Source organism: Cribrihabitans marinus (assembly GCF_900109035.1).
GTDB lineage: Bacteria > Pseudomonadota > Alphaproteobacteria > Rhodobacterales > Rhodobacteraceae > Cribrihabitans > Cribrihabitans marinus.
Window position 1 is genome coordinate 420,873 of record NZ_FNYD01000002.1, and the last position, 24,318, is coordinate 445,190.

At 66.3% G+C, this 24,318-nt stretch carries 29 protein-coding genes; 26 read left to right on the top strand and 3 right to left on the bottom strand.

The window, feature by feature from the left end; genetic code table 11:
* The first annotated feature begins 1 nt into the window (after nt 1).
* The 21 genes from BMX57_RS04510 (at nt 2) to BMX57_RS04610 (ending at nt 19,173) form a co-directional block, all read left to right on the top strand.
* Entirely contained in the window at nt 2-1,141 is a 1,140-nt protein-coding gene (locus tag BMX57_RS04510; RefSeq protein WP_092362936.1) for an NADH-quinone oxidoreductase subunit E, read from the top strand.
* A 32-nt stretch (nt 1,142-1,173) separates the two neighbouring features.
* Nucleotides 1,174-1,878 (top strand): NADH-quinone oxidoreductase subunit E, encoded by a 705-nt coding sequence (locus BMX57_RS04515; protein WP_092362937.1) that lies wholly within the window; start codon nt 1,174-1,176, stop codon nt 1,876-1,878.
* A 20-nt stretch (nt 1,879-1,898) separates the two neighbouring features.
* On the top strand, nt 1,899-2,126 hold the full coding sequence (locus BMX57_RS04520) for a DUF5337 domain-containing protein (RefSeq protein WP_092362938.1): 228 nt from the start codon (nt 1,899-1,901) through the stop codon (nt 2,124-2,126).
* 5 nt (nt 2,127-2,131) lie between these two features.
* On the top strand, nt 2,132-3,430 hold the full coding sequence (nuoF, locus tag BMX57_RS04525) for an NADH-quinone oxidoreductase subunit NuoF (RefSeq protein ID WP_092362939.1): 1,299 nt from the start codon (nt 2,132-2,134) through the stop codon (nt 3,428-3,430).
* 50 nt (nt 3,431-3,480) lie between these two features.
* On the top strand, nt 3,481-3,897 hold the full coding sequence (locus BMX57_RS04530; protein WP_092362940.1) for an MAPEG family protein: 417 nt from the start codon (nt 3,481-3,483) through the stop codon (nt 3,895-3,897).
* Between the two features lie 62 nt (nt 3,898-3,959).
* Nucleotides 3,960-4,304 carry a hypothetical protein gene (locus BMX57_RS04535; RefSeq protein ID WP_092362941.1) on the top strand — a complete coding sequence of 115 codons (345 nt, stop codon included), beginning with the start codon at nt 3,960-3,962 and terminating at the stop codon, nt 4,302-4,304.
* Nucleotides 4,301-4,789, top strand: coding sequence for a DUF5333 domain-containing protein (locus BMX57_RS04540; RefSeq protein WP_308419723.1), 489 nt, complete (start codon nt 4,301-4,303; stop codon nt 4,787-4,789). Before BMX57_RS04535 ends, BMX57_RS04540 begins: the two co-directional genes overlap by 4 nt.
* Before the next feature lie 4 nt (nt 4,790-4,793).
* The gene (gene nuoG, locus BMX57_RS04545; RefSeq protein WP_092362942.1) at nt 4,794-6,815 is read left to right on the top strand and encodes an NADH-quinone oxidoreductase subunit NuoG; all 2,022 of its coding nucleotides are present in this window, start codon (nt 4,794-4,796) and stop codon (nt 6,813-6,815) included.
* Nucleotides 6,812-7,198 carry a hypothetical protein gene (locus BMX57_RS04550; protein WP_092362943.1) on the top strand — a complete coding sequence of 129 codons (387 nt, stop codon included), beginning with the start codon at nt 6,812-6,814 and terminating at the stop codon, nt 7,196-7,198. Before nuoG ends, BMX57_RS04550 begins: the two co-directional genes overlap by 4 nt.
* Nucleotides 7,199-7,204: 6 nt before the next feature.
* Nucleotides 7,205-8,242: an NADH-quinone oxidoreductase subunit NuoH gene (gene nuoH, locus BMX57_RS04555; protein WP_092362944.1), complete on the top strand. Its 1,038-nt coding sequence runs from the start codon at nt 7,205-7,207 to the stop codon at nt 8,240-8,242.
* Nucleotides 8,243-8,292: 50 nt separating this feature from the next.
* Complete coding sequence (locus BMX57_RS04560) at nt 8,293-8,892, top strand: hypothetical protein (RefSeq protein WP_092362945.1); 600 nt, start codon at nt 8,293-8,295, stop codon at nt 8,890-8,892.
* A gap of 1 nt (nt 8,893) precedes the next feature.
* Complete coding sequence (gene nuoI / locus BMX57_RS04565) at nt 8,894-9,388, top strand: NADH-quinone oxidoreductase subunit NuoI (RefSeq protein ID WP_092362946.1); 495 nt, start codon at nt 8,894-8,896, stop codon at nt 9,386-9,388.
* On the top strand, nt 9,385-9,792 hold the full coding sequence (locus BMX57_RS04570) for a carboxymuconolactone decarboxylase family protein (protein WP_092362947.1): 408 nt from the start codon (nt 9,385-9,387) through the stop codon (nt 9,790-9,792). The genes nuoI and BMX57_RS04570 overlap by 4 nt, the downstream gene beginning before the upstream one ends.
* Nucleotides 9,789-10,391 carry an NADH-quinone oxidoreductase subunit J gene (locus tag BMX57_RS04575; protein ID WP_092362948.1) on the top strand — a complete coding sequence of 201 codons (603 nt, stop codon included), beginning with the start codon at nt 9,789-9,791 and terminating at the stop codon, nt 10,389-10,391. The genes BMX57_RS04570 and BMX57_RS04575 overlap by 4 nt, the downstream gene beginning before the upstream one ends.
* A 107-nt stretch (nt 10,392-10,498) precedes the next feature.
* Nucleotides 10,499-10,804 carry an NADH-quinone oxidoreductase subunit NuoK gene (gene nuoK / locus BMX57_RS04580; protein ID WP_008553673.1) on the top strand — a complete coding sequence of 102 codons (306 nt, stop codon included), beginning with the start codon at nt 10,499-10,501 and terminating at the stop codon, nt 10,802-10,804.
* Between the two features lie 6 nt (nt 10,805-10,810).
* Nucleotides 10,811-12,922: an NADH-quinone oxidoreductase subunit L gene (gene nuoL, locus BMX57_RS04585; protein WP_092362949.1), complete on the top strand. Its 2,112-nt coding sequence runs from the start codon at nt 10,811-10,813 to the stop codon at nt 12,920-12,922.
* Nucleotides 12,922-14,463 carry an NADH-quinone oxidoreductase subunit M gene (locus tag BMX57_RS04590; protein ID WP_092362950.1) on the top strand — a complete coding sequence of 514 codons (1,542 nt, stop codon included), beginning with the start codon at nt 12,922-12,924 and terminating at the stop codon, nt 14,461-14,463. Before nuoL ends, BMX57_RS04590 begins: the two co-directional genes overlap by 1 nt.
* A 13-nt stretch (nt 14,464-14,476) precedes the next feature.
* Nucleotides 14,477-15,919, top strand: coding sequence for an NADH-quinone oxidoreductase subunit NuoN (nuoN, locus tag BMX57_RS04595; RefSeq protein WP_092362951.1), 1,443 nt, complete (start codon nt 14,477-14,479; stop codon nt 15,917-15,919).
* 48 nt (nt 15,920-15,967) lie between these two features.
* Nucleotides 15,968-16,717 carry a biotin--[acetyl-CoA-carboxylase] ligase gene (locus tag BMX57_RS04600; protein WP_092362952.1) on the top strand — a complete coding sequence of 250 codons (750 nt, stop codon included), beginning with the start codon at nt 15,968-15,970 and terminating at the stop codon, nt 16,715-16,717.
* Between the two features lie 12 nt (nt 16,718-16,729).
* A complete protein-coding gene (locus BMX57_RS04605) occupies nt 16,730-17,509 on the top strand; it encodes a type III pantothenate kinase (RefSeq protein WP_092362953.1) in 780 nt (259 codons plus the stop codon).
* A complete protein-coding gene (locus BMX57_RS04610) occupies nt 17,506-19,173 on the top strand; it encodes a ribonuclease J (protein WP_092362954.1) in 1,668 nt (555 codons plus the stop codon). The genes BMX57_RS04605 and BMX57_RS04610 overlap by 4 nt, the downstream gene beginning before the upstream one ends.
* A gap of 79 nt (nt 19,174-19,252) precedes the next feature.
* Here BMX57_RS04610 and BMX57_RS04615 read toward each other — a convergent pair whose 3' ends face one another.
* Both BMX57_RS04615 and BMX57_RS04620 read right to left on the bottom strand, forming a co-directional pair.
* Nucleotides 19,253-19,954, bottom strand: coding sequence for an NUDIX hydrolase (locus BMX57_RS04615; RefSeq protein ID WP_092362955.1), 702 nt, complete (start codon nt 19,952-19,954; stop codon nt 19,253-19,255).
* Nucleotides 19,955-19,971: 17 nt separating this feature from the next.
* The gene (locus tag BMX57_RS04620; protein WP_092363113.1) at nt 19,972-20,370 is read right to left on the bottom strand and encodes a DUF983 domain-containing protein; all 399 of its coding nucleotides are present in this window, start codon (nt 20,368-20,370) and stop codon (nt 19,972-19,974) included.
* Nucleotides 20,371-20,605: 235 nt separating this feature from the next.
* Between BMX57_RS04620 and BMX57_RS04625 the strand changes: the two genes are divergently transcribed.
* The 4 genes from BMX57_RS04625 to BMX57_RS04640 are packed head-to-tail and all read left to right on the top strand — an operon-like array spanning nt 20,606 to nt 22,519.
* A complete protein-coding gene (locus BMX57_RS04625; protein ID WP_092362956.1) occupies nt 20,606-21,073 on the top strand; it encodes an EF-hand domain-containing protein in 468 nt (155 codons plus the stop codon).
* A 6-nt stretch (nt 21,074-21,079) separates the two neighbouring features.
* A complete protein-coding gene (locus BMX57_RS04630) occupies nt 21,080-21,691 on the top strand; it encodes an RNA polymerase sigma factor (protein ID WP_092362957.1) in 612 nt (203 codons plus the stop codon).
* The gene (locus tag BMX57_RS04635; RefSeq protein WP_092362958.1) at nt 21,684-22,049 is read left to right on the top strand and encodes a hypothetical protein; all 366 of its coding nucleotides are present in this window, start codon (nt 21,684-21,686) and stop codon (nt 22,047-22,049) included. Before BMX57_RS04630 ends, BMX57_RS04635 begins: the two co-directional genes overlap by 8 nt.
* Nucleotides 22,049-22,519: a periplasmic heavy metal sensor gene (locus BMX57_RS04640; RefSeq protein ID WP_092362959.1), complete on the top strand. Its 471-nt coding sequence runs from the start codon at nt 22,049-22,051 to the stop codon at nt 22,517-22,519. Before BMX57_RS04635 ends, BMX57_RS04640 begins: the two co-directional genes overlap by 1 nt.
* 16 nt (nt 22,520-22,535) lie before the next feature.
* Here BMX57_RS04640 and BMX57_RS04645 read toward each other — a convergent pair whose 3' ends face one another.
* On the bottom strand, nt 22,536-23,936 hold the full coding sequence (locus tag BMX57_RS04645; RefSeq protein ID WP_092362960.1) for a diguanylate cyclase: 1,401 nt from the start codon (nt 23,934-23,936) through the stop codon (nt 22,536-22,538).
* Nucleotides 23,937-24,032: 96 nt separating this feature from the next.
* On the opposite strand from BMX57_RS04645, the gene BMX57_RS04650 reads away from it, so the two are divergent.
* Nucleotides 24,033-24,317, top strand: coding sequence for a DUF3572 domain-containing protein (locus tag BMX57_RS04650; RefSeq protein WP_092362961.1), 285 nt, complete (start codon nt 24,033-24,035; stop codon nt 24,315-24,317).
* Nucleotide 24,318: the final 1 nt, after the last annotated feature.

Genomic DNA, 24,318 nt, shown 5'->3' on the forward strand with positions numbered 1-24,318 from the left:
CATGCTAAGACGTCTGCACCCAGACCAGCCCGAGGATTTCGCCTTTACCGAGGCGAACCGGAAATGGGCCGAGGCCCAGATTACCAAATACCCCGAGGGCCGCCAGGCCAGCGCGATCATCCCGCTTTTGTGGCGCGCGCAGGAGCAGGAGAGCTGGCTCAGCCGCCCCGCGATCGAGCATGTGGCCGACATGCTGGACATGCCCTATATCCGCGCGCTCGAAGTGGCGTCCTTCTACTTCATGTTCCATCTGCAACCGGTCGGGTCGGTGGCCCACATCCAGGTTTGCGGCACCACGTCGTGCATGATCTGCGGCGCCGAGGACCTGGTGGCCGTGTGCCGCGAAAAAATCGCGCCCAAGCCGCACGAGGTCAGCGCCGACGGCAAGATGAGCTGGGAAGAGGTCGAGTGCCTGGGGGCTTGTGCCAACGCGCCGATGGCCCAGATCGGCAAGGACTACTACGAGGATCTGACCGCCGAGAGCTTTGGCCGGATCATCGATGAGCTGATCGCCGGCAAGGTGCCGGTGCCCGGACCTCAGAACGGGCGCTATGCCGCGGAGCCGCTCAAGGGTCTGACCAGCCTGACCGAATACGACAGCGGCCGTACACAACATAACGCGAGCGTGCAGCTGGCCACCGAGCTGGGCGACACCGTCAAGCACATCGACGGGTCCGAGGTTCCGGTGCTGACGCCCTGGCTGACTGATCGCCCCGCCACGCCAAAGAATGGCAGGAGCGTGGACGACGCCGACCGCTCGCAAGGCCGCCCGGTGGATGAGACCGGCACCAGCAAGCAGGAGGCGCCGGCCAAAACCCGGGCCAAGCCCAAGGCCGAGGCCTCAGCCGAACCCGAGGAGCAACAGCCCGAAACGCTGACATCGGCGCGCGATGGCAAGCCGGACGACCTGAAGCTTCTGAAGGGGGTCGGCCCCAAACTGGAACAGACGCTCAACGAGCTTGGGTTCTTCCATTTCGACCAGATCGCGGCCTGGACGCCCGAGCAGGTGGCCTGGGTCGACAACCGGCTCAAGTTCAAGGGCCGGATCGACCGCGACGACTGGATCGAACAGGCAAAGACCCTCGCCGCCGGTGGCGAGACGGAGTTTTCGGCGCGTGTCAAAAAGGACGAAGGCGACTGATCACCGGCAAGCGCGCTTGAAGGGAGGCTGTCATGGCTGCCGACATGGACAAGACCTGTGCTGCCCTGTGCTGGGGGATGGCGGGATTGCTGGCCCTGCTTCTGGCGATTGCCCTGGGCAATGCCGTCCCGCTGATCCTGGCGCTTTTGGTGGCGGCTCTGATCGGGCTGGGCGCGGCGCTCCTGTTGCAGCGGCTTGTCTGCAGTGGCGGGCGTAACGCCCCGGCACCATTCGAGGAAACGAAAGCGGCGGACCCGGACACGGTGGCGCCGACAGCGCCACAAACCGCTGCCGATCCCGCGCCGGCGGCCGCACCGGACCCGGGAGGGGATATCGAGATCGGATCCACCCTGCTGGCACAGGAGCAGGAACTGGCCGCGCGCAAGGGAACGTGGCGCTACGAGCCCGAGGGCAAGCAGGCCGTGAATGCACCGGCTGACACGGGCGACGGCGACCGGCCTGCAATACTGGACCGGCCGCGCGGCGGCAAGGCGGATGACCTCAAGCGGATCAAGGGGATCGGGCCCAAGCTGGAGCGGTTGTGCAACGAGATGGGCTTCTACCATTTCGACCAGATCGCCGGGTGGACCGACCGGGAAATCGCCTGGGTCGACGCCAATCTGGTGGGGTTCCGGGGCCGCGTCAGCCGCGACGGTTGGGTGGCACAGGCCAGGACGCTGGCGGCTGGTGGCGAGACGGAATTCTCGTCGCGGGTCGACAAGGGCGACGTGTATTGAGATAGGGGAGGTGCGGGCGCATGGATCGCGGCACCGAGGACAAGCTGGCCCGCAAGGGACGCCATATCGGCCTGGTGATCGCCGTCACCATGGTCCTGTGGCTGGGGATGACGCTGTTCATCGGCCCGGCGCTGGGCCTGCCGGGACGATATGCCCTGCTGTTCGACCTCGCGGCCCTGGCCGGCTTCGTTTATGCCGGCATCAACATCGTACAACTCTGGCGCCTGCGCCAGGACAGCCAAAGGTAGCAAGAATGCTCAAGGATCAGGACCGGATCTTTACCAACATCTACGGGATGCATGACCGCAGCCTGAAGGGCGCGCAGGCGCGCGGCCACTGGGACGGGACCGCTGGCCTGATCGGCAAGGGGCGCGACTGGATCATCCAGACGATGAAGGACAGCGGCCTGCGCGGGCGCGGCGGCGCGGGGTTCCCGACCGGCTTGAAATGGTCCTTCATGCCCAAGGAAAGTGACGGCCGGCCGGCCTACCTGGTGGTCAATGCGGACGAATCCGAGCCGGGCACCTGCAAGGACCGCGAGATCATGCGCCACGATCCGCATACGCTGATCGAAGGCTGCCTGATCGCCAGCTTCGCGATGAACGCCAACGCCTGCTACATCTATATCCGCGGCGAGTATATCCGCGAGCGCGAGGTGCTGCAGGCCGCGATCGACGAGGCCTATGAGGCCGGTCTGCTGGGCCGCGACGCCGCCGGGTCGGGCTGGGATTTCGACCTCTACCTGCATCATGGCGCCGGGGCCTATATCTGCGGCGAGGAGACCGCCCTTCTGGAAAGCCTGGAGGGCAAGAAGGGCATGCCGCGCATGAAGCCGCCTTTTCCGGCGGGCGCGGGCCTCTACGGTTGCCCGACCACGGTGAACAATGTCGAATCCATCGCCGTGGTGCCCACCATCCTGCGCCGCGGCGCGGATTGGTTTTCGGGCTTCGGGCGGCAGAACAACGCGGGCACCAAGCTGTTCGCGATCTCGGGTCACGTGAACAACCCCTGCGTCGTCGAAGAGGCGATGTCGATCTCGTTCGAAGAGCTGATCGAGACCCATTGCGGTGGCATCCGCGGCGGGTGGGACAACCTGCTTGCGGTGATCCCCGGCGGGTCGTCCGTGCCCTGTGTCCGCGGTGAGAAGATGCGCGATGCAACGATGGATTTCGACTACCTGCGCGGCGAGCTGGGCTCGGGCCTGGGCACGGCGGCGGTGATCGTGATGGACAAGTCCACCGACATCATCAAGGCGATCTGGCGGCTGTCGAAATTCTACAAGCACGAAAGCTGCGGCCAGTGCACACCCTGCCGCGAGGGCACCGGCTGGATGATGCGGGTGATGGACCGGCTGGTGCGCGGCGAGGCGGAGATCGAAGAGATCGACATGCTGTTCGACGTGACCAAGCAGGTCGAGGGCCACACGATCTGTGCCTTGGGCGACGCGGCGGCCTGGCCGATCCAGGGCCTGATCCGCAACTTCCGCGACGAGATCGAGGACCGTATCCGCGCGCAGAAGACCGGCCGCGCCAGCGCGGTTGCGGCCGAATGACCATCGGGACGACACCGGACACCGGAACGCAGAAAAAGGCAGGATAAGTCATGGAACAGTTTGCGGAATACAGCCACGCCCTGTCGGCCCTGGTGCTCTTCGCCGTTGTCGTTCTTGTGATGTCGCCCTTTTCGGCGCTGGCAAAGCAAGGCGCCGGGCTGGCACCCGGAGCGACACCGAAAGAAGATTACGCGAACAAGGCCTATCGGCTGAACCGGGCCTATCTGAACGGATGCGAGACGCTTCCGGCCTTTCTGACGGTCGTATTGGCCGCGATCCTGGCCGGGGCCAGCCCGTTCTGGGTCAACCTGCTCGCCTCGCTGGCATTGCTTGCGCGCCTGGTGATGCTGTTCGTGCACCTGCAGGGTGTCGGCAAGCCGCAATCCGGCGTGCGAACCTTTGCCTATGTGGGCGGCTGGGCCTGCATGTTGTTGCTGGCCGTCCTGGCACTGGTTGCGATTTTCTGAGGCGAGCAATAGGTATGGTGAACACGGTGCAAGTGAGACGCGGCGCAAGATCGGGGCGGGCTATGCGCGGGGTTGTTCTCATCGCGCTTGTCGGCGCGCTGGCCGCCACTGCCGCCTGCGGAAACCGCAAGAAGACCGATGTCCTGTTCGACGGGCAGCGCTTCCGCGCCAAGGCGGCACCTGTGGACAAGAGCCGGACGCTGGCGGATTTCGTGGTGACGGTCAACGGGGTGTCGGCCTCGCTGGACGGCGCGCGCGAGGCCGGGCGCTACCAGGGGACCCGTTACTGCATCGAGAAATACGGCAGTTCCAAGATCGCCTGGGCGCTGGGCCCCGACGCGGATCCCGCGCAACTGCGGATCGAGAACGACCGTCTGAGTTTCAGGGGGACCTGTCAGAGACCATGACACGGACAACCGCATACCGACCGCACCGCCGCCTGCCGCATGCGCAGGCCCGCACCGCAACGCCGGATCGCCGGTCCGCAGCCTTGGCCGGCGCGCTTGTGATTCTCGCCGCGGCGCTGCTCTGGGCCGGGATGGCGCATGCCAAGCCGCCGCTGCGCGAGGTCGAGGAGATCGACAACGAGCTTTACTACATCGCGATCGCCAACGAGATCGACAAGCGTTGTGACGCCATCTCGGGCCGGCGGTTCAAGGCGATCAACGTGATGTGGGGCCTGAAGCGCAAGGCCAACGATCTGGGCTATTCCGACGCCGAGATCCGGGCCTATGTCGATTCCGACGCCGAAAAGGCGCGGATGCGGCGCAAGGGCGAGGCCTATCTGTCGGCCAACGGCGTCGGCGACCGGAAACCCGAGAGCTTCTGCGCGCTGGGACGCGCGGAAATCAAGAGGAACAGCGCCATCGGCGTCTATTTGAGGGCGAAGTAAAGCCATGTCAGACCTCCGCAAGATCAACATCGACGGGCAAGAGATCGAGGTGGACGGGGCGATGACCCTGATCCAGGCCTGCGAGATCGCCGGCATCGAAGTGCCGCGGTTCTGCTATCACGAGCGGTTGTCGATCGCCGGCAATTGCCGCATGTGCCTGGTCGAGGTCGTGGGCGGCCCGCCGAAACCCGCCGCCTCCTGCGCCATGCAGGTGCGCGACCTGCGCCCGGGCCCCGAGGGTCAGCCACCGGTGGTCAAGACCAATTCCCCGATGGTCAAGAAGGCGCGCGAGGGCGTGATGGAATTCCTGCTCATCAACCACCCGCTGGACTGCCCGATCTGCGACCAGGGCGGCGAGTGCGATCTGCAGGACCAGGCCATGGCCTACGGCGTGGACTTCAGCCGGTTCCGCGAGCCAAAGCGCGCGGTGGACGACCTGGACCTCGGCCCGCTGGTCGAGACCCACATGACCCGCTGCATCAGCTGCACCCGCTGCGTGCGATTCACCACCGAGGTGGCGGGCATCACACAGATGGGCCAGACCGGGCGCGGCGAAGATGCCGAGATCACCGCCTATCTGGGCGAGACGCTGGACAGCAACCTTCAGGGCAACATCATCGACCTCTGCCCGGTGGGGGCGCTGGTCTCGAAGCCCTATGCCTTCACCGCCCGGCCGTGGGAGCTGACGAAGACCGAGAGCATCGACGTGATGGACGCCCTGTGCTCCAGCATCCGCGTCGACACCAAGGGGCGCGAGGTGATGCGTTTCCTGCCGCGCAACCATGACGGCGTGAACGAGGAGTGGATTTCCGACAAGACGCGGTTCGTCTGGGACGGGCTGCGGCGGCAGCGGCTGGACCGGCCCTACGTGCGCGAGGGCGGCAAGCTGCGGCCCGCCACCTGGCCGGAGGCGCTGGGCAAGGCGGCCCAGGCGATCAAGGGGGCGGACAAGCTGGCCGGGCTGGTCGGCGACCTGGCCCCGGTCGAGGCGGCCTATGCGCTCAAGCAGCTGGTCGAAGGGCAGGACGGCGTCGTGGAATGCCGCACCGACGGGGCCAAGCTGCCGGCCGGCAACCGCTCGGGCTATGTCGGGACCGCGACCATCGAGGAGATCGACACCGCCGAGAGCATCCTGCTGATCGGCACCGATCCGCGCACCGAGGCGCCGGTGCTGAACGCCCGCATCCGCAAGGCCTGGAGCCACGGCGCGCAGGTTGCTGTCGTCGGTCCCGCGGTCGACCTGACCTATGACTACTACCATGCCGGCGACGACCGGGCCGCATTGCAGAAGGTGGTCGACATGGGCGGCGATGACGAGATTCGCGGCAAGCGGTCGATCGTCATTGTCGGGCAGGGCGCCTTGACCGAAGCGGACGGCGCCGCGGTTCTGGCCGCCGCCCAGGCGGTCGCCGCCGAGACCGAAAGCGGGCTGCTGGTCCTGCACACCGCCGCCGGCCGCGTGGGCGCGATGGATGTGGGCGCCTTGAATGACCGCGGCATGGAGGCGGTGAGCGAGGCCGACGTGATCGTGAACCTCGGCGCCGACGAGATCGAGATCGCGGAGGGTGCCTTCGTCATCTACCAGGGCAGCCACGGTGACCGGGGCGCGCATCGCGCCGACGTGATCCTGCCAGGGGCCGCCTATACCGAGGAGAACGCGCTCTTCGTGAACACCGAAGGCCGCCCGCAACTGGCTCTGCGCGCCGGGTTCGCGCCCGGCGAGGCCAAGGAAAACTGGGCGATCCTGCGCGCGCTGTCGGGCGAGATCGGCGCGACGCTGCCCTTCGACTCGCTGGCGCAGCTGCGCAAGGCGATGATCGAAGAGGTGCCGCACCTGGCGCAGGTCGACGAGGTTCCGCAGAACGACTGGCGGGCCGAGCCTCGGGGCAAGCTGGGCGATGCCGCGTTCCGGTACGCGATCGGCGATTTCTACCTCACCAACCCGATTGCCCGGGCCAGCCAGCTGATGGCCGAACTGTCGGCCCTGGCCAAGGCGCGGGGACACAGCAAGATCGCCGCGGAATGAGCCGGGGCGGCCTCATCGCGACGATGCTCCTGGCGGGTTGTGCCTCGGCCGAAGAACCGGTCGAGGATGCGCCGCCGCCGGTCTACGAGGGCGTGACCACACGTTCGCTGGACCGGAACCTGGTGCAGGTCGAGGCAAGGATGGAGGGGGTGCGGGACGCCGCCGAAATCGCGGCCTACACGCGCTGTGCCGCCGCGCTTTTCGCCCTGTCCCGCGGCCACGGGTTCGCGCGTCATTTGCGCACGAATGTGAAGGAAAAGGGTGGCGTGTGGACGGCAGATGCTGTTTACACCATCTCGCCAACCCTGCCGCGCGGATCGCGTGTCATCGACGCCCGGGTCGAGGCCGCGACCTGCAAGGAAAACGGAATACCCACGGTGTGAGGACGCATGGCTGAATTCTTCAACACTCCCGGCGGCATCGCCATCATCATCCTGGCGCAGGTGCTGGCCGTGCTGGCTTTTGTCATGGTGTCGCTGCTGTTCCTGGTCTATGGCGACCGCAAGATCTGGGCCGCGGTCCAGATGCGCCGGGGGCCGAACGTGGTTGGGGTCTACGGCATCCTGCAATCGGTGGCCGACGCGCTGAAATACGTGCTCAAGGAAGTGGTCATTCCCGCCGGGGCCGACCGCACCGTGTTCCTGCTGGCGCCGCTCACCTCCTTCGTGCTGGCGTTGATCGCCTGGGCGGTTATCCCGTTCAACGACGGCTGGGTGCTCAGCGACATCAACGTGGCCATTCTCTATGTCTTCGCGGTCTCCTCGCTCGAGGTCTATGGCGTGATCATGGGCGGCTGGGCGTCGAACTCGAAATACCCGTTCCTCGGCTCGCTGCGCTCGGCCGCGCAGATGATCTCCTACGAGGTGTCCATCGGCCTGATCATCATCGGCATCATCATCTCGACCGGCAGCATGAATTTCGGCGACATCGTGCAGGCGCAGGACGGATCCTTCGGCTTCTTCAGCTGGTATTGGCTGCCGCATCTGCCGATGGTGTTCCTGTTCTTCATCTCGGCGCTGGCCGAGACGAACCGCCCGCCCTTCGACCTTCCGGAAGCGGAGTCGGAATTGGTGGCGGGCTACCAGGTGGAATATTCCGCGACGCCCTTCCTGCTGTTCATGGCCGGCGAATACATCGCCATCTTCCTGATGTGCGCGCTGACCACGCTGCTGTTCTTCGGCGGCTGGCTGTCGCCGATCCCGGGCCTGCCCGACGGGGTGCTGTGGATGGTCGCCAAGATGGCGTTCTTCTTCTTCATCTTCGCGATGGTCAAGGCGATCACCCCCCGCTACCGCTATGACCAGCTGATGCGGCTGGGCTGGAAGGTGTTCCTGCCCTTCTCGCTGGGCTGGGTGGTCTTCGTGTCCTTCGCGGCCAAGTTCGAATGGTTCGGCGGCGCATTCGCCCGCTGGACGGTGGGGGGGTAGTCGTGTCAGGGCGGAGGACACTCGACCGGACAACGCGACTTGCGGTCTGCATGACCGCAGCTCTCTTTGCGTGCCAGGCCGTGGTTGCGGCCGAGACAACGCCGAAGCAATACTGGACTGCCGTTGACGCCCGGGCCAGTGCGGTTTGCCCTTCCGCCTATCGCAACTTCGTAGACGCGGTGCGTTCCGATCCTGCCGGGCCTGTGGACACGATTGGCCGGAACATCGAACTGGCGGACGATGCCGAGCCGCGCGATGTCGAGCCGGACGTCCTGCGCGCCGAGCGCCTGCAAATCGTGGCCTGGAAGAACCTGTTTGCGGACAGTTCCGTTTTCTGGTCGCGTGTCGAGCATGGTGCGGCGGATGAAACGGTGCCGCTCGCTTCGGTCAAGAGGGACGCCCGGAAGCTGGATGCCTACAGCGCTGTATTGGGGTGCCTGCATCCTGAAAGCGAAACCATTGAGCAAACGAGTTATAAGGATACCGAAATCGTCGATGCAATAGCGGATGCCGAATGCAAACAGATCTATCAGATGTATTCCGGATACGCCGCCGTCGTAGCTGCAGCCAATGACAAGGCTGGGTTGGCTGACGCATTGAACGGTATCCTGACCGACACTTTCGGCCGCTGTATGGAAGGTGCAAAGTAAGATGACCCAGATCGACTACACCCGCGCCGCCAAGTATTTCCTGTTGCAGGATTTCTGGGTCGGCATGAAGCTGGGCCTGAAATACTTCTTCGGGCCCAAGGCCACCGTGAACTATCCGCACGAGAAGGGTCCGCTCTCGCCGCGGTTCCGTGGGGAACACGCGCTCAGGCGTTATCCCAACGGCGAGGAGCGCTGCATTGCCTGCAAGCTGTGCGAGGCGATCTGCCCGGCGCAGGCGATCACCATCGACGCCGAGCCGCGCGAGGATGGCAGCCGGCGCACCACGCGCTACGATATCGACATGACCAAGTGCATCTACTGCGGCTTCTGCCAGGAGGCCTGCCCGGTGGATGCGATTGTCGAGGGCCCCAATTTCGAGTTCGCCACCGAGACCCGCGAAGAGCTGTTCTATGACAAGGCCAAGCTGCTGGACAACGGCGAACGCTGGGAGGCCGAGATCGCCCGCAACCTGGAACTGGACGCACCCTACCGATGACTGATGCCAAGACCCCGTTCGAGCTGATGATGGCGCAGGCGCAGGAAATGGCCCGGGCGTTCAATCCGGCGCTGGAGACCTTTTCGCCCAAGGGGTTCGAGAAGATGTGGCCGACCATGCCCAAGGAATTCATGGAGATGAGTTTCGGCAAGGGCCTCAGCAAGGATGGTCTGGACGCCAGGACGCGGCTGCTGATCACCCTGGCCGGGCTGACCATGCAGGGCGCGCAGTCCGACACGCAGGTGCGGCTGACCGTGCGCCACGCCATCGAGGCGGGCGCCACCAAAGACGAGATCGCCGAGACCATCGCGATGATGTCCATGTTCGCCGGCATCCCCGCGATGACCCGCGCCATGGAAATGGCCCGCGAGGTCATGGAAGACCAGGAGGACGACAAGTCATGAGCGTATTCGCCTTCTACCTGTTTGCGCTGGGCGCGATCACCGGCGGGCTGTTCACCGTGATCAGCCGCCAGCCGGTGCATTCGGTGCTGTGGCTGATCCTGTCCTTCATCTCGGCGGCCGGGCTCTTCGTGCTTCTGGGGGCCGAGTTCGTCGCCATGCTGCTGGTCATCGTCTATGTCGGCGCGGTGGCGGTGCTGTTTTTGTTCGTGGTGATGATGCTGGACGTGGATTTCGCCGAGCTGAAGGCCGAGATGGCCCGTTACATGCCGCTGGCGCTCTTGATCGGGCTGGTGATCCTGATGCAGTTCGTGATCGCCTTCGGCTCGTGGGAGAGCAACGCGGCGGCCGAGGGGCTGCGGGCACAGGCGATCCCGGTGGACCGGCACAACACCGAGGCGCTGGGCGTGATCCTCTATGACCAGTATTTCCTGCTGTTCCAGCTGGCGGGGCTGATCCTGCTGGTCGCCATGATCGGGGCCATCGTGCTGACCCTGCGCCACCGGCAGGACATCAAGCGGCAGGACATCCTGGCGCAGATGTACCGCGATCCGGCCAAAGCGATGGAACTGAAGGACGTGAAACCGGGACAGGGGCTGTGACGTGGACCTTTGGCAGGTCATGCTTCTGGTGATTGCAGGGCCGCCTATCCTGCTGTGGGGTGTCAGAGAAACCCTGCGGACGATAAGAAAACTGAGGGACGACCGAGATGATAGGACTTGAGCATTACCTGACCGTGGCGGCGACCTTGTTCGTCATCGGCATCTTCGGGCTCTTTCTGAACCGCAAGAACGTGATCATCCTGCTGATGAGCATCGAATTGATGCTGCTGGCGGTGAACATCAACCTGGTGGCCTTCTCGTCCTTCCTGGGCGATCTGGTCGGGCAGGTCTTCACCCTTTTCGTGCTGACCGTCGCCGCCGCCGAGGCCGCTATCGGCCTGGCCATTCTGGTCTGCTTCTTCCGCAACCGCGGCACCATCGCCGTGGAAGACGTCAACGTGATGAAGGGCTAAGGGACAATGGAAACCACAATCCTCTTTGCCCCTCTGGTGGGCGCGCTGATCTGCGGGTTCGGCTGGCGGTTCATCGGCGAGAAGGCGGCGATGTGGACCGCCACCGGCCTGCTGTTCCTCGCCGCGATCCTCAGCTGGATCGTGTTCTTCGCCTTCGATGGCGAGACCCGGCAGATCGAGGTGCTGCGTTGGATCGAGAGCGGCTCGCTCAGCACGTCCTGGGCGATCCGGCTGGACCGGCTGACGGCGATCATGCTGATCGTGGTGACCACGGTCTCGAGCCTCGTGCATCTCTACAGCTTCGGCTACATGGATCACGACCCGCAATGGCGGCAGGGCGAAAGCTACAAGCCGCGGTTCTTCGCCTATCTCAGCTTCTTCACCTTCGCGATGCTGATGCTGGTGACCGCCGACAACCTGGTGCAGATGTTCTTCGGCTGGGAAGGCGTGGGCGTCGCCTCCTACCTGCTGATCGGGTTCTACTACCGCAAGCCCAGCGCCAACGCCGCGGCGATCAAGGCGTTCGTGGTGAACCGGGTCGGCGATTTCGGGTTTGCCCTGGGGATTTTCGCGCTGTTCTTCCTGGTCGACAGCATCAACCTCAGCGACATCTTCGCCGCGGTGCCGACACTGGCCGAGACGCAGCTCACCTTCCTGTGGGCCGAGTGGAACGCCGCCGAGGTGGTGGCGCTGCTGCTGTTCATCGGCGCAATGGGCAAGTCCGCGCAGCTGATCCTGCACACCTGGCTTCCCGACGCGATGGAAGGTCCGACGCCGGTCTCGGCGCTGATCCATGCCGCGACGATGGTGACGGCCGGCGTGTTCCTGGTCAGCCGCATGTCGCCGCTCTATGAGTTCGCTCCCAATGCGTCCGGGTTCGTGATGTTCCTGGGCGCGGCCACGGCGTTCTTTGCCGCCACGGTGGGCCTGGTGCAGACCGACATCAAGCGCGTGATCGCCTATTCGACCTGTTCGCAGCTGGGCTATATGTTCGTGGCCGCTGGCGTCGGAATGTATTCGGCGGCGATGTTCCACTTGTTCACCCACGCCTTCTTCAAGGCGCTGCTGTTCCTTGGCGCGGGCTCGGTCATCCATGCGATGCACCACGAGCAGGAGATGACGAACTATGGCGGGCTGAGGAAAAAGATCCCCTATACTTTCTGGGCGATGATGATCGGCACGCTGGCGATCACCGGGGTCGGCATTCCGCTGACCACGATCGGCTTTGCCGGGTTCCTGTCCAAGGACGCCATCATCGAGAGCGCCTGGGCCGGCGGCACCGGTTTTGCCTTCTGGGCGCTGGTGGTAGCCGCCGCCATGACCAGCTTCTACAGCTGGCGGCTGATCTTCCTGACCTTCTTCGGCGAGGCGCGGGGTGACAAGCACACCCATGACCACGCCCATGAAAGCCCGATGACCATGCTGGTGCCGCTGGGCGTGCTGTCCCTGGGCGCGGTGTTTGCCGGCATGATCTGGTACAACCAGTATTTCGGAAAGGTCGATCAGGTCGGCAAATTCTACGGCATCCCGGTTGCCGAAGCCTCGGAGCAGGGCGACAAGGCCGGGAACGGACATGGCGACGACAGCCAAGGCGAGGCCGCGGAACTTGGCGAAGGCGAGGCCAAGGCGGAAGAGAAGCACAACTACGCCTTTGTCGGCGCGCCGGGCGAGGGCGCGATCTATGTCGGTCCCCAGAACACGGTGCTGGACGACGCCCATGCCGCGCCGGTCTGGGTCAAGGTTTCGCCCTTTGTCGCCATGCTGCTGGGCCTCGGGCTGGCCTACCTGTTCTATATCGTGAACCCGGCGCTGCCGGCGCAGCTGGCCGAGAACCAGCGGCCGCTCTACCTGTTCCTCAAGAACAAGTGGTATTTCGACGAGATCTACGACGCGGTTTTCGTGCGCCCGATCCTGGCCGTGGGCCGGTTCCTTTGGAAACGCGGTGACGGCGGAACCATCGACGGGTTCCTCAACGGGGTCGCCATGGGCATCGTGCCCTTTTTCACCCGCCTCGCGGGCAAGGCGCAGTCGGGCTACATCTTCACTTATGCCTTCTGGATGGTGCTGGGCATCGCGGCCCTCGTCACCTGGATGTCGATCGGCGGGGGGGCGAACTGATGGACAACATCCTTTCCATTGTCACGTTCCTGCCGGCGCTGGCGGCGCTGATCCTGGCGTTGTTCCTGCGCGGCGAGGATGCGGCGGCCCAGCGCAACGCCAAATGGGTGGCGCTGGTGGCGACGACCGCGACCTTCCTGGTGTCGATCGGCATCTACACCGGTTTCGACCCGGCCAATACCGGGTTCCAGATGGTCGAGGAGGCCGAGTGGTTCCTGGGGCTCAAGTACAAGATGGGCGTCGACGGGATCAGCGTGCTGTTCGTGTTGCTGACCACCTTCATCATGCCGCTGACCATCCTGGCCAGCTGGGAGGTCAAGACCCGCGTCAAGGAATACATGATCGCCTTCCTGCTGCTGGAAACGCTGATGCTGGGCGTGTTCATGGCGCTGGACCTGGTGCTGTTCTACCTGTTCTTCGAGGCCGGGCTGATCCCGATGTTCCTGATCATCGGGATCTGGGGCGGCAAGGACCGGATCTATGCCAGCTTCAAGTTCTTCCTCTACACCTTCCTCGGCTCGGTGCTGATGCTGGTGGCGATGGTGGCGATGTATGCCGATGCCGGCACCACCGACATCGCCGCGCTGATGACGCATCAGTTCTCGTCCGAGAGCTTCAGCGTACTGGGTATCTACGTGGTCGGCGGCATGCAGACGCTGATGTTCCTGGCCTTCTTCGCCAGCTTTGCCGTCAAGTTGCCGATGTGGCCGGTGCACACCTGGCTGCCGGATGCCCACGTGCAGGCGCCGACCGCGGGATCGGTGGTGCTGGCGGCGATCCTGCTGAAGATGGGCGGCTACGGCTTTCTGCGCTTCAGCCTGCCGATGTTTCCGGTGGGCGCCGAGGTCATGACCGGCGTGGTCCTGTGGATGTCGGCGATCGCCGTGGTCTACACCTCGCTCGTGGCGCTGGTGCAGGAGGACATGAAGAAGCTCATTGCCTATTCCTCGGTGGCGCATATGGGCTTTGTCACCATGGGGATCTTCGCCGCCAACCAGCAGGGCATCGACGGCGCGATCTTCCAGATGCTCAGCCACGGGTTCATCTCGGCGGCGCTGTTCCTGATCGTGGGCGTGATCTATGACCGGATGCACACCCGGGACATCGACGCCTATGGCGGTCTGGTGAACCGGATGCCGGCCTATGCGCTGGTGTTCATGCTGTTCACCATGGCCAATGTCGGCTTGCCTGGCACGTCGGGCTTTGTCGGCGAGTTCCTGACGCTGATGGGCGCGTTCCAGGTCAACACCTGGGTGACGGCGGTGGCGGCGACGGGGGTGATCTTCTCCGCCGGATATGCGCTGTGGCTCTATCGTCGCGTGGTGTTCGGCGATCTGATCAAGGAAAGCCTGAAGTCGATCACCGACATGAACACCCGCGAGCGGGCGGTGTTTGCGCCGCTGGTGGTGATGACGATCCTGCTGGGCGTCTATCCGTCGCTGGTGACCGACGTGATCGGGCCCTCGACCGCCGCGCTGATCTCGAATTATGACACGGCTCTGGCCGCGGCCGAGGCCGCGACCCAGCTCGCCTCGCAGTAAGGAGCCAGGAACCATGATCCAGGCTGATCTGAACGTAATCCTGCCCGAGATCGTTCTGGCGGTCTTCGCCATGCTGGCGCTGCTGGGCGCGGTCTACACGGTCAAAGACGCGCTTGCCTCGGCGCTGGTCTGGGCGACCGCTGGGCTGATGGCCTTGCTCGCGGTGTGGATCGCCTCGGCCACGGGCGGCACACAGGTGGCCTTTGGCGGGATGTTCATCGACGACGGGTTCGCGCGCTTCGCCAAGGTGGCGATCCTGCTGTCGGCGGCGGCGGTGCTGCTGATGAGCCAGGACTACATGCACCGGCGCGGGCTGCTCAGGTTCGAATACCCGCTGCTGGTGGCCCTGGCCGCGGTCGGCATGATGATGATGGTCAGCGCCGGCGACCTGATGGCGCTCTACATGGGGCTCGAGCTGCAGTCGCTGTCGCTCTACGTGGTGGCCGCGCTGCGCCGCGACAGCGTGAAATCGACCGAGGCGGGACTGAAGTATTTCGTCCTGGGCGCGCTCAGCTCGGGCCTTCTGCTCTACGGTGCGTCGCTGACCTATGGCTATGCCGGCACGACGCTGTTCACCGGGATCGTGCAGACGGCTCAGCATGGCGAGGTGTCGCTGGGGCTGCTCTTCGGGCTGATCTTCCTGATTTCGGGTCTGGCCTTCAAGGTCTCGGCGGTGCCCTTCCACATGTGGACGCCAGATGTCTACGAGGGGTCGCCCACGCCGGTCACCGCCTTCTTCGCCACCGCGCCCAAGGTGGCGGCGATGGCGCTGTTCGCGCGGCTGCTGCATGACGCCTTTGGCGGCGCGGTCGCCGACTGGCAGCAGGTTCTGGTGCTCTTGTCGGTGCTGTCGATGTTCCTTGGCGGCATCGCCGCGATCGGCCAGCGCAACATCAAGCGGCTGATGGCATTCTCGTCGATTGCGCATATGGGCTATGCGCTGATCGGGCTTGCCGCCGGCACCGAGATGGGCGTCAAGGCGATGCTGATGTACCTGGCGATCTACCTGACCATGAATATCGGCACCTTCGCCTTCATCCTGATGATGGAGCGCGACGGCCAGCCGGTGACCGAGATCGACGCGCTGCGGCAGTATTCGCGGCGCGAACCGGGCAAGGCGCTGGCGGTGCTGATCCTGATGTTCAGCCTGGCGGGCGTGCCGCCGATGCTGGGCTTCTTCGCCAAGTTCGGCGTCTGGCAGGCGGGTGTCGATGCCGGGCTGACCGGGCTCGTCGTGGCTTCGGCGGTGGCCTCGGTGATCGGCGCGTTCTATTACCTGCGCATCGTCTTCTACATGTATTTCGGGGACGAGACCGAAGAGGTGCTGGAAACCAACGGATCGCCGGTGCTGTGGGTGGCGCTCATGGGCTCGGCGGCGCTGATGCTGGTGGGCGTGGCCTATCAGTTCGGGGTCGAGGGCGCGGCGGCTGCCGCTGCGGCAACCCTTGTCAACTGACCAACCGTCCGGCGAGGTGACCCGGGCGCATGACCGGACCTTCTTGCCGTGAGCAGCTGGCCGGCGGGATACGGGTTGCATGTGCTGGACGAGGTCGACAGCACGCTCAACGAGGCCGCACGCATCGCGCCCACGATGACCGGGCCGGTCTGGATCATGGCCCGCCACCAGACCGCCGCGCGCGGACGCCGTGGCCGGGCCTGGGCCAACCCGCGCGGCAACCTGGCGGCGACGCTGGTGATGCGGCCGGACGGCGCGCCCGAGGTCGCGGCCCTGCGCAGCTTCGTCGCCGCGCTTGCCCTCTATGACGCCTGCATCGCCGTAACCGGGCGCGCCGACGGCCTGACGCTGAAATGGCCCAATGACGTTCTGCTGAACGGTGGCAAGCTGGCCGGTATCCTGCTGGAAAGCGCCGGGCGGGCGGACGGTGTCGCGCATCTGACCATCGGCATCGGCGTGAACCTGGCCCAGGCGCCGGAGGCCTCGACGCTGGAGCCGGGGGCAGTGCGTCCCGTCTCGCTCCTGTCCGAAACCGGCGCGCAGGTCGCGCCCGACGATTTCCTCATCGAACTGGCGGCGGCCTTCGCCGGCTACGAGACGCAGTTCGCAACCTACGGTTTCGCGCCGATCCGCCGGGCCTGGCTGGACCGTGCCGCCCGGCTGGGTCAGCCGATCGTCGCGCGCACGGCCACGAGCGAAACCGCCGGGACGTTCGAAACGGTGGACGAGCGGGGCAACCTTGTCCTATTGACCGCCAAGGGCCGCGTGAACATCCCGGCCGCGGATGTCTATTTCTGAGGGACCGAGCCCATGCTACTGGCCATCGACTGCGGCAATACCAACACCGTGTTCTCGATCTGGGACGGCGAACGGTTCCTCTGCACCCTCAGGACATCGACCCATCACGCGCGCACGGCGGATGCCTATTTCACCTGGTACTCGACGCTGGTGAAGCATTACGGGATCGAGGCGGACATCACCGATGTCATCATCTCCTCGACGGTGCCACGGGTGGTATTCAACCTGCGGGTCTTTGCCGACCGGTTCTTCGGCTGTCGCCCGATCGTCGTGGGCAAGCCCGACTGCCTGCTGCCCTTTACCCCCAGGGTGGACGAAGGCACCCAGGTCGGGCCCGACCGGCTGGTGAACACCGCCGGCGCCTTCGACCGCCACGGCGGCAACCTGATCGTGGTGGATTTCGGCACCGCGACGACATTCGACGTGGTGGCCTTCGACGGGGCCTATGTGGGCGGGGTGATCGCACCGGGGGTCAATCTCAGCCTCGAGGCGCTGCATCTGGCGGCGGCAGCCCTGCCGCATGTGGACATTTCCAAACCGCAGAAGGTCATCGGAACGAATACGGTTGAATGTATCCAGTCAGGTGTGTTCTGGGGCTATGTGGGCCTTGTGCGCGAGATCTGCGAGCGGATCCGCGGCGAAAGCGGGCAAGAGATGAAGGTGATCGCAACGGGTGGGCTGGCGCCGCTGTTCCAGCAGGCGGCCGATCTGTTCGATACCTACGAAGACGATCTGACGATGCACGGGCTGACCGTGATACATCGCTACAACAAGGAAAACGGCGCGCCATGAGCAGCGAGAGACTGATCTATCTGCCTTTGGGCGGGGCCGGCGAGATTGGCATGAACGCCTATGTCTACGGTTACGGCAAACCGGGCGAGGAACGGCTGATCCTGGTCGACCTGGGCGTGGCCTTTCCGGATATGGACACCTCGCCCGGCGTGGACCTGATCTTTGCCGATATCACCTGGCTGAAGGAACGCGCCGACCGGCTGGAGGCGGTGTTCGTGACCCACGCGCACGAGGACCATGTGGGCGCGGTCGCCCATTGCTATGGCGCGCTCAACGTCCCGGTCTATGCCCGGGCCTTCACCGCCAACCTGGCGCGGCGCAAGATGGAGGAGCAGGGCCACCCCGAGGACGCCGTGCGCACCGTCTCGGCCTGGCCCGAGACCGTAACGGCGGGGCCGTTCAAAGTGGGTTTCGTGCCGATTTCCCACTCGATCCCGGAAAGCGCAGGCCTGGTCATCGATACGCCGGCCGGACGGGTCGTGCACAGCGGCGATTTCAAGATCGACGCGAACCCGGTGGTGGGCGAGGCGTTCGATCCCGAGCTGTGGGCCGAGGTCGCGCAGTCCGGTGTGCGCGCCCTGGTCTGCGACAGCACCAACGTGTTTTCGGCGCACCCCGGACGCTCGGAATCCGAGCTGGGCCCCGCGATCACCGAACTGGTCGGCGAGGCCGGCGGCATGGTCGTGGCCACCACCTTCGCCAGCAACGTCGCCCGGGTGAAGACCCTGGCAGAGGCGGGCCAGCGCGCCGGTCGCTCGGTCGTCCTGCTGGGCCGGGCCATGCGCCGGATGATCGAGGCGGCGGTCGAGACCGGTGTGCTGGCCGATTTCCCCAAAACGATCAGCCCCGAAGAGGCGCAGGAAATCCCGCGCGAGAACGTGATGCTGATCGTCACCGGCAGCCAGGGCGAGCGGCGGGCGGCCAGCGCCCAGCTGGCGCGGGGCAAGTATCGCGGGCTGGAACTGGCCGACGGCGACCTGTTCCTGTTCTCCTCCAAGACCATCCCCGGCAACGAGCGTGACGTGATCCGCATCATCAACCAGCTCAGCGAAAAGGGCGTGGACGTGGTGGACGACCGCACCGACCGCTATCACGTGTCCGGCCATGCCAACCGCCCCGACCTGGAGCGGTTGCACGCCCTGATCGACCCGCAGATGGTGATCCCGATGCATGGCGAGCACCGGCACCTGCGCGAACACGCCAAGCTGGCCGAGGCGGGCGGGCGCGCAGGCGTCGTGGCGGTGAACGGGATGATGCTGGACCTGGGCGGCAATGCGCCCAAGGTGGCCGACTATGTCGAGACCGGCCGCACCTACCTGGACGGCAGCGTGCAGATCGGCGCGCTGGACGGCGTGGTGCGCGACCGGATCCGCATGGCGCTGAACGGGCATGTCACGGTGACGGTGATTCTGGACGAGGAGGACGAACCCCTGGGCGAGCCCTGGTGCGACCTCAAGGGATTGCCGGAGACCGGAAGCTCGCGCGCGGCGCTGGTCGACGTGCTCGAGGAGGACCTCAACCAGTTCCTGATGCGCGCGGGCGACAAGACCCTGCGCGATGACGACAAGTTGGAAGAGGAGCTGCGCCGGATCGCGCGCCAGACCGCGATGTCCGAGATCGGGCGCAAGCCCGAAGTCACCGTGGTGGTCAGCCGGATGCGCTGAGAAACGCGCCTTCGGCGCGTGCCTCCGGCGGAGGTATTTTCAGCGAGAGGAAATCCGCGAGGCGCGCTGTGGCCAGCGCTCAGTCGCTCTGGGGCATCGGGTATCCGCGCAGGCGCAGGAACAGGCTTTCCTCGTCGTCGTTGCGGAAATAAGGCACCGAGGCGGGTGGATCCCGGTCGGCCGCCCGCGCGGCGACCTCGGCCAGCACGACCTCGGTGATGAAGGGCAGGTCGAAGGCGCGCACCTCCGCAAGCGGGATCCATTGCAGGTGGCTGAGTTCGTCGCAGGCATGCGTGAAATCGTCGGGATCGCCCTGGATGGCCTCGGCATCGACCAGGAAGAACCGCGCGTCGAACCGGCGCGGTCGACCCGGCGGGGTCAGGGCGCGGAACACGAATTGCAGCGCGTCGGCGGCGGGCAGGTGGCCGGTCGCGGCGAAGGACTGCCAATCGGGCGGCACGTCGCCCGGCCAGCGGCCGGGCCGGCCGAGGATCAGGCCGGTCTCTTCCCACAGCTCGCGGATGGCGGCGGCGGCCAGCGCCGGTGCCAGATCGGTTGGCGACTTCTCGCACAGGCGCTCGGTGCAGAGCGGCGGCAAGGGGGTTGCCAGCGGGACGGCTGCGTCCGCGGCATCGACCGCACCACCGGGAAAGACGAACTTGTTGGGCATGAAGGCCGCCTTTGCCCCGCGCTGGCCCATCAGCACGCGCGGCGCCTGCAGTCTGTCGCGCAGGACGATGACGCTGGCGGCGTCGCGGATCGCGGTCTTGTCGGGGGTCATTCGCGGCGACCGGCGGCTCAGATGCCGCCGAAGCCGTGCATCCTGCGGGCCCATTGATAGGCCACGACCACGCCCTTGAGGCGCGGCAGCAGGAACAGCGACAGCGCCAGGCAGCCGGTTGCGAAGATCGCGAACAGGGTCAGCGGCTCGGGCCGCCACTGGACAAAGGCCACGTGCAGCGCCGGGGCCATCAGGTGTCCGACGATCAGGATGGTCAGATAGGCCGGGCCGTCATCGGCGCGCTGATGCGACAGGTCCTCGCCGCATTCGGCACAGCGGTCGTTGACCTTGAGATAGCTGTGCAGAAGCGCACCCTTGCCGCAATTGGGGCATTTGCGGCGGAACCCGTTGGCCACCGCCGGCCAGGTCGGCCTGGCGCGATGTTCTCCGGTGGTGTCGAAGGTCTGGTCGGTCATGTCGAGTTCCATGCTTGGGCACCGCCCTTTCTGGCCCGCCGGGGCGCCGGGGAAAAGGGGCCGGGGTCCGCTTGCGTCGTGATGTCGCTAAGGTAAGCATAGTGCCTGCCTGTTCAATCCGCCAATGGCCGGCGCGGAAAATCGGAACCCAATGCGACGGAAGCCGGGCGTGGCCGCGTTCAAGACGGTATGGTGGCGGCAAAGGGCCGCCGCGCAAGACAAGGATCGAAGCAGGATGAGATATGCAGGATTCATGACGGGAATCGTTCTGGCCGCCGCCGCGCTGACCGCGACCGAGGCGCTGGCGCACGGCCCGGGGGGCGGTCAGCGGATGAGTTTCGAGCAGCTCGACGCCGATTCCGACGGGCAGATCAGCCAGGCGGAGTTGCAGGCGCAGCGCACCGAGCGGTTCCGTGCGGCCGACACCGATGGCGACGGCAAGCTGAGCGCCGCCGAGATCGAGGCGCATGCCCAGAGCCGCGCCAGCGAACGGGCGGGGCAAATGCTGGAGCGGTTCGACGCCAACAAGGACGGCATGCTGGATCAATCCGAATTGCCGCAACCCAGGCGCGCCGGACGGTTCTTCGACCGGGTGGACACCGACGGGGACGGCGCGATTTCCAAGGCCGAATATGCCGAGGCGCGGGACCGGATGAGGCGGCATGGCGGCAGGCGCGATCACGGCCGGCAGCGCGCCGACTGACCTGCGGTGGAGGATCTGACCTCCTCCGGCGAGACGGTTCGGGGCGGTGCGTCCGGCCCGGACCCCGACGATGCGGCGTTGCTGGTGCTGTTTGCCAATGGCGATGCGGAGGCCGCGCGCGAGTTGACCGGCCGGCTGGGGCCGCGCTGTCATTCGGTGGCGCTGCGGGTGTTGGGCAACCGGGCCGAGGCCGAGGATGTGGCGCAGGAGGCGATGTTGCGCCTGTGGCGGATCGCGCCGCGCTGGCAGCAAGGCCGGGCCAGGGTCTCGACCTGGCTCTACCGGGTGACGCTGAACCTGTGTCTGGATCGCAAGCGGCGCAAGGCGGCGGTCGACCTGGACGCGGTGCCCGAGCCCGCCGACGCGGCACCCGGCGCGGCCGAGCGGCTGCAGGAGGCGGCGCGCATCGATGCGCTGCAGGCCGCGCTGATGGACCTGCCCGAGCGGCAACGTCAGGCGGTGGTTCTGCGCCATATCGAGGAACTGCCGAACCCCGAGATCGCGGGGATCATGGATATCAGCGTCGAGGCGGTCGAGAGCCTGACCGCGCGGGGCAAACGGGCGCTGGCCGCGGCTTTGGCCGGGCGGCGCGCAGAACTGGGGTATGAGGATGACTGAGACCGAGCGAGACCTGGATGCGATGCTGGCCGCGGCGCGGGCGCGTCGGGATGACCTGCCGGATGGTCTGGCGGCGCGCATCTTGGCGGATGCGGCGACGGTGCAGGCCGCGCAAACGGCCGGATCCGAGCGGCGATTGCCGACGCGGGGGCCCGGCTTCTGGGCGCAGCTGCGCGGCGCTCTGGGCGGCTGGCCGGGGCTGGGCGGTCTGGCCACGGCCTGCGCGGCCGGGGTGTGGATCGGGCTGGCGCCGCCCGACTTCCTGCCGGATCCTGTCACCCTGGTCTACCAGGACGAGGCAGACCTGGACGTGATGGGCGGCGCGAGCCTGAGCGAATTCCTGTCGGAGGACGGCTGATGAGCGAGGAGAAACCGAAGATGCGGCCGCGGATGCGGCTTCTGCTGGGGCTGTCGCTTGCGATGAACCTGGTCGTGATCGGCATGGTGGCCGGCGCGGTGCTTCGCCACGGGACAGGCGATGGCGCGCGGCATCCCCCGCGCAATTCCGGTGTCGCGTTGTTCCGCGCCTTGCCCGATGCCGATCGCGCCGCCCTGCGCGCGCATCTGCGCCGCGACCAGGCGGCCGGGCGCGCGGCACGTCGGGAAGAGATGCAGGCCCTGGCCGAAATGCTGCGCACCGATCCTTTCGATGCCGAGGCCCTGGCCGACCGGGTGCGGCGTCATGCCCGCGAGCGCACAGCACGCGCCGAGGCCGCTCAGGCGCTCTGGCTGGACCGGGTGCGCGCGATGAGCGACGCTGAGCGGGCCGCCTATGCCGACCGGTTGTCGGACCTGGCCAACCGCCGCTGGACCCGCCGCCACGACTGAAGCGCGGGCCACCGGCTCACGCCGCGGCGGCGATCATCGAGACCTGGTTTCGTCCCGCGCCCTTGGCCTCGTAGAGCGCCCGGTCGGCCTGTTCGATCAGCCGCGGCACATCGCGAAGGGGTTCGGGCCGACGCGCGGCGGCGTCTTCCGCCGGGCTGACCACCACGCCGATGCTTGTCGTCACCTGCACGGGCGCGGCGTGGCCGGGAACCAGAAAGGGCGTACCGTTGATGCGCTGGCACAGCCGGTCGGCAATGCGCAGGGCCTGGCCACGGCTGGCGCCGGGCAGGACCACCATGAATTCCTCACCGCCCACGCGCGCGATCAGGTCGCCGGGCCGCAGACCGGTCCGCAGGCGATGGGCGGCCTCGACGAGAACCGCGTCGCCGGCGGCGTGGCCATAGCTGTCGTTGATATGCTTGAAATGGTCCAGATCGACGAGCATGACGGCAAAGCTCTGCCCGGTCCGGGCCGCCTCGTCCGCAATGCCGTGCAGCCGGGGCAGGGCATATCGGCGGTTGTGCAGCCCGGTCATCGGGTCGAGCATCGCGGCGCGCAGCCCGTCCCGCACACGGTCGCGCATCCGGTCGCGGCGCAGCTTGCGCGCGATCTGGGTGTTCAGGCGAAGCGCCAGCTCCTCGGGCTCGAATCCCGCCGACATCACGTCGTCGGCCCCTCGGTCCAGCGCGTCCGCCGCCAAATGCGCGTTGGCCGGATTGGTGACGGCGATCACCGCGGCGTTGCGGGTGGCGCTGCGGGCGCGCAGGTCGGGCAGGAGCCGCAACCCGCTGCGGCTGTCGCAAAGCTCGACGACGATGGCATCCGGGGTGGTGGTGTTCAGCAACTCGTGCATGTCGTCGATCTTGTGCAGGTGCAGGCGGTGGGGCACGCGCCCCTTCAGACGGGCGCGCCAGACCGCGCCGGTTCCGGGCGTCTGCGTCAGCACGGCGACATCGGCCTCTGCGACGGGCGCGTCGAACCCCGCCGGACCCTCGGAGAAACCGAAGGCCTGCGACGCACCCTGCTGGCGCAGATCCTCGGACTGGGATTGCGCGCGGATCAGGCTGCGCACGCGCGCCAGCAGCATCACGTCGTCATAGGGCTGGCACAGCACGTCATCGATGCCCGCCGCCAGGGCGCGAAGGCGCGCGCCCTGATCGTTCTGGGCGGTGACGGCGATGACCGGGATCGACGACAGCGCCTCGTCGCGGCGCAGTGCGGCCTTGACCATCGCCGCATTGCCGTCCGGCAGCGTCATCGCACACAGGATCAGGTCGGGCTGAACCCGGCGCACCATTGGCAGCAGCCCGGCCAGCGTTTCGCCCTGGACGACGTGATACCAGGCCGCCGACAGCTGGACCTTGAGCATGATCCTGTTTGTCGACACTCCGTCGAGGATCAGTATCGTTCCCTGCACCGCGCCGGCCCTTCGACTCTTGCTTTCAATTCCTGACAAAGTGTTTATGAAATCGGTTAACAAACCCTTGCCGAGCCCGGGGAGCGTAGTCCCGACATGCAGTTTTCCGCCGATGCCGCCGAGACCCTGGCGCTCCGCGCGCTGACCTGGCTGGTCGGCAATGACGAGCTGCTGCCGGTGTTCCTGGGCGCGACGGGCGCCTCCGAGGGGGACCTGCGCGCGCGCGCCGGCGAGCCGGACTTTCTGGCCTCGGTCCTGGAGTTCCTGATGATGGATGACGCCTGGATCATGGCGTTCTGCGATGCCCAGAACGTGCCCTATGAGCATCCGATGCAGGCCCGCGCCGCCCTTGCCGGGACCGCGGACATGCATTGGACCTGAG

Excerpts from the sequence above, each read along its gene's own strand:
- BMX57_RS04560 (WP_092362945.1), top strand. The coding sequence starts at position 8,293 with ATGACCGCAGCTCTCTTTGCGTGCCAGGCCGTGGTTGCGGCCGAGACA.
- BMX57_RS04535 (WP_092362941.1), top strand. The coding sequence starts at position 3,960 with ATGCGCGGGGTTGTTCTCATCGCGCTTGTCGGCGCGCTGGCCGCCACT.
- BMX57_RS04635 (WP_092362958.1), top strand. The coding sequence starts at position 21,684 with ATGACTGAGACCGAGCGAGACCTGGATGCGATGCTGGCCGCGGCGCGG.
- BMX57_RS04590 (WP_092362950.1), top strand. The coding sequence starts at position 12,922 with ATGGACAACATCCTTTCCATTGTCACGTTCCTGCCGGCGCTGGCGGCG.
- nuoN (WP_092362951.1), top strand. The coding sequence starts at position 14,477 with ATGATCCAGGCTGATCTGAACGTAATCCTGCCCGAGATCGTTCTGGCG.
- BMX57_RS04640 (WP_092362959.1), top strand. The coding sequence starts at position 22,049 with ATGAGCGAGGAGAAACCGAAGATGCGGCCGCGGATGCGGCTTCTGCTG.
- BMX57_RS04625 (WP_092362956.1), top strand. The coding sequence starts at position 20,606 with ATGAGATATGCAGGATTCATGACGGGAATCGTTCTGGCCGCCGCCGCG.
- BMX57_RS04515 (WP_092362937.1), top strand. The coding sequence starts at position 1,174 with ATGGCTGCCGACATGGACAAGACCTGTGCTGCCCTGTGCTGGGGGATG.
- BMX57_RS04510 (WP_092362936.1), top strand. The coding sequence starts at position 2 with ATGCTAAGACGTCTGCACCCAGACCAGCCCGAGGATTTCGCCTTTACC.
- BMX57_RS04605 (WP_092362953.1), top strand. The coding sequence starts at position 16,730 with ATGCTACTGGCCATCGACTGCGGCAATACCAACACCGTGTTCTCGATC.
- BMX57_RS04540 (WP_308419723.1), top strand. The coding sequence starts at position 4,301 with ATGACACGGACAACCGCATACCGACCGCACCGCCGCCTGCCGCATGCG.
- BMX57_RS04650 (WP_092362961.1), top strand. The coding sequence starts at position 24,033 with ATGCAGTTTTCCGCCGATGCCGCCGAGACCCTGGCGCTCCGCGCGCTG.
- BMX57_RS04575 (WP_092362948.1), top strand. The coding sequence starts at position 9,789 with ATGAGCGTATTCGCCTTCTACCTGTTTGCGCTGGGCGCGATCACCGGC.
- BMX57_RS04615 (WP_092362955.1), bottom strand. The coding sequence starts at position 19,954 with ATGACCCCCGACAAGACCGCGATCCGCGACGCCGCCAGCGTCATCGTC.
- nuoH (WP_092362944.1), top strand. The coding sequence starts at position 7,205 with ATGGCTGAATTCTTCAACACTCCCGGCGGCATCGCCATCATCATCCTG.
- BMX57_RS04570 (WP_092362947.1), top strand. The coding sequence starts at position 9,385 with ATGACTGATGCCAAGACCCCGTTCGAGCTGATGATGGCGCAGGCGCAG.
- nuoF (WP_092362939.1), top strand. The coding sequence starts at position 2,132 with ATGCTCAAGGATCAGGACCGGATCTTTACCAACATCTACGGGATGCAT.
- nuoL (WP_092362949.1), top strand. The coding sequence starts at position 10,811 with ATGGAAACCACAATCCTCTTTGCCCCTCTGGTGGGCGCGCTGATCTGC.
- BMX57_RS04620 (WP_092363113.1), bottom strand. The coding sequence starts at position 20,370 with ATGACCGACCAGACCTTCGACACCACCGGAGAACATCGCGCCAGGCCG.
- nuoK (WP_008553673.1), top strand. The coding sequence starts at position 10,499 with ATGATAGGACTTGAGCATTACCTGACCGTGGCGGCGACCTTGTTCGTC.
- BMX57_RS04530 (WP_092362940.1), top strand. The coding sequence starts at position 3,481 with ATGGAACAGTTTGCGGAATACAGCCACGCCCTGTCGGCCCTGGTGCTC.
- nuoG (WP_092362942.1), top strand. The coding sequence starts at position 4,794 with ATGTCAGACCTCCGCAAGATCAACATCGACGGGCAAGAGATCGAGGTG.
- BMX57_RS04550 (WP_092362943.1), top strand. The coding sequence starts at position 6,812 with ATGAGCCGGGGCGGCCTCATCGCGACGATGCTCCTGGCGGGTTGTGCC.
- nuoI (WP_092362946.1), top strand. The coding sequence starts at position 8,894 with ATGACCCAGATCGACTACACCCGCGCCGCCAAGTATTTCCTGTTGCAG.
- BMX57_RS04520 (WP_092362938.1), top strand. The coding sequence starts at position 1,899 with ATGGATCGCGGCACCGAGGACAAGCTGGCCCGCAAGGGACGCCATATC.
- BMX57_RS04610 (WP_092362954.1), top strand. The coding sequence starts at position 17,506 with ATGAGCAGCGAGAGACTGATCTATCTGCCTTTGGGCGGGGCCGGCGAG.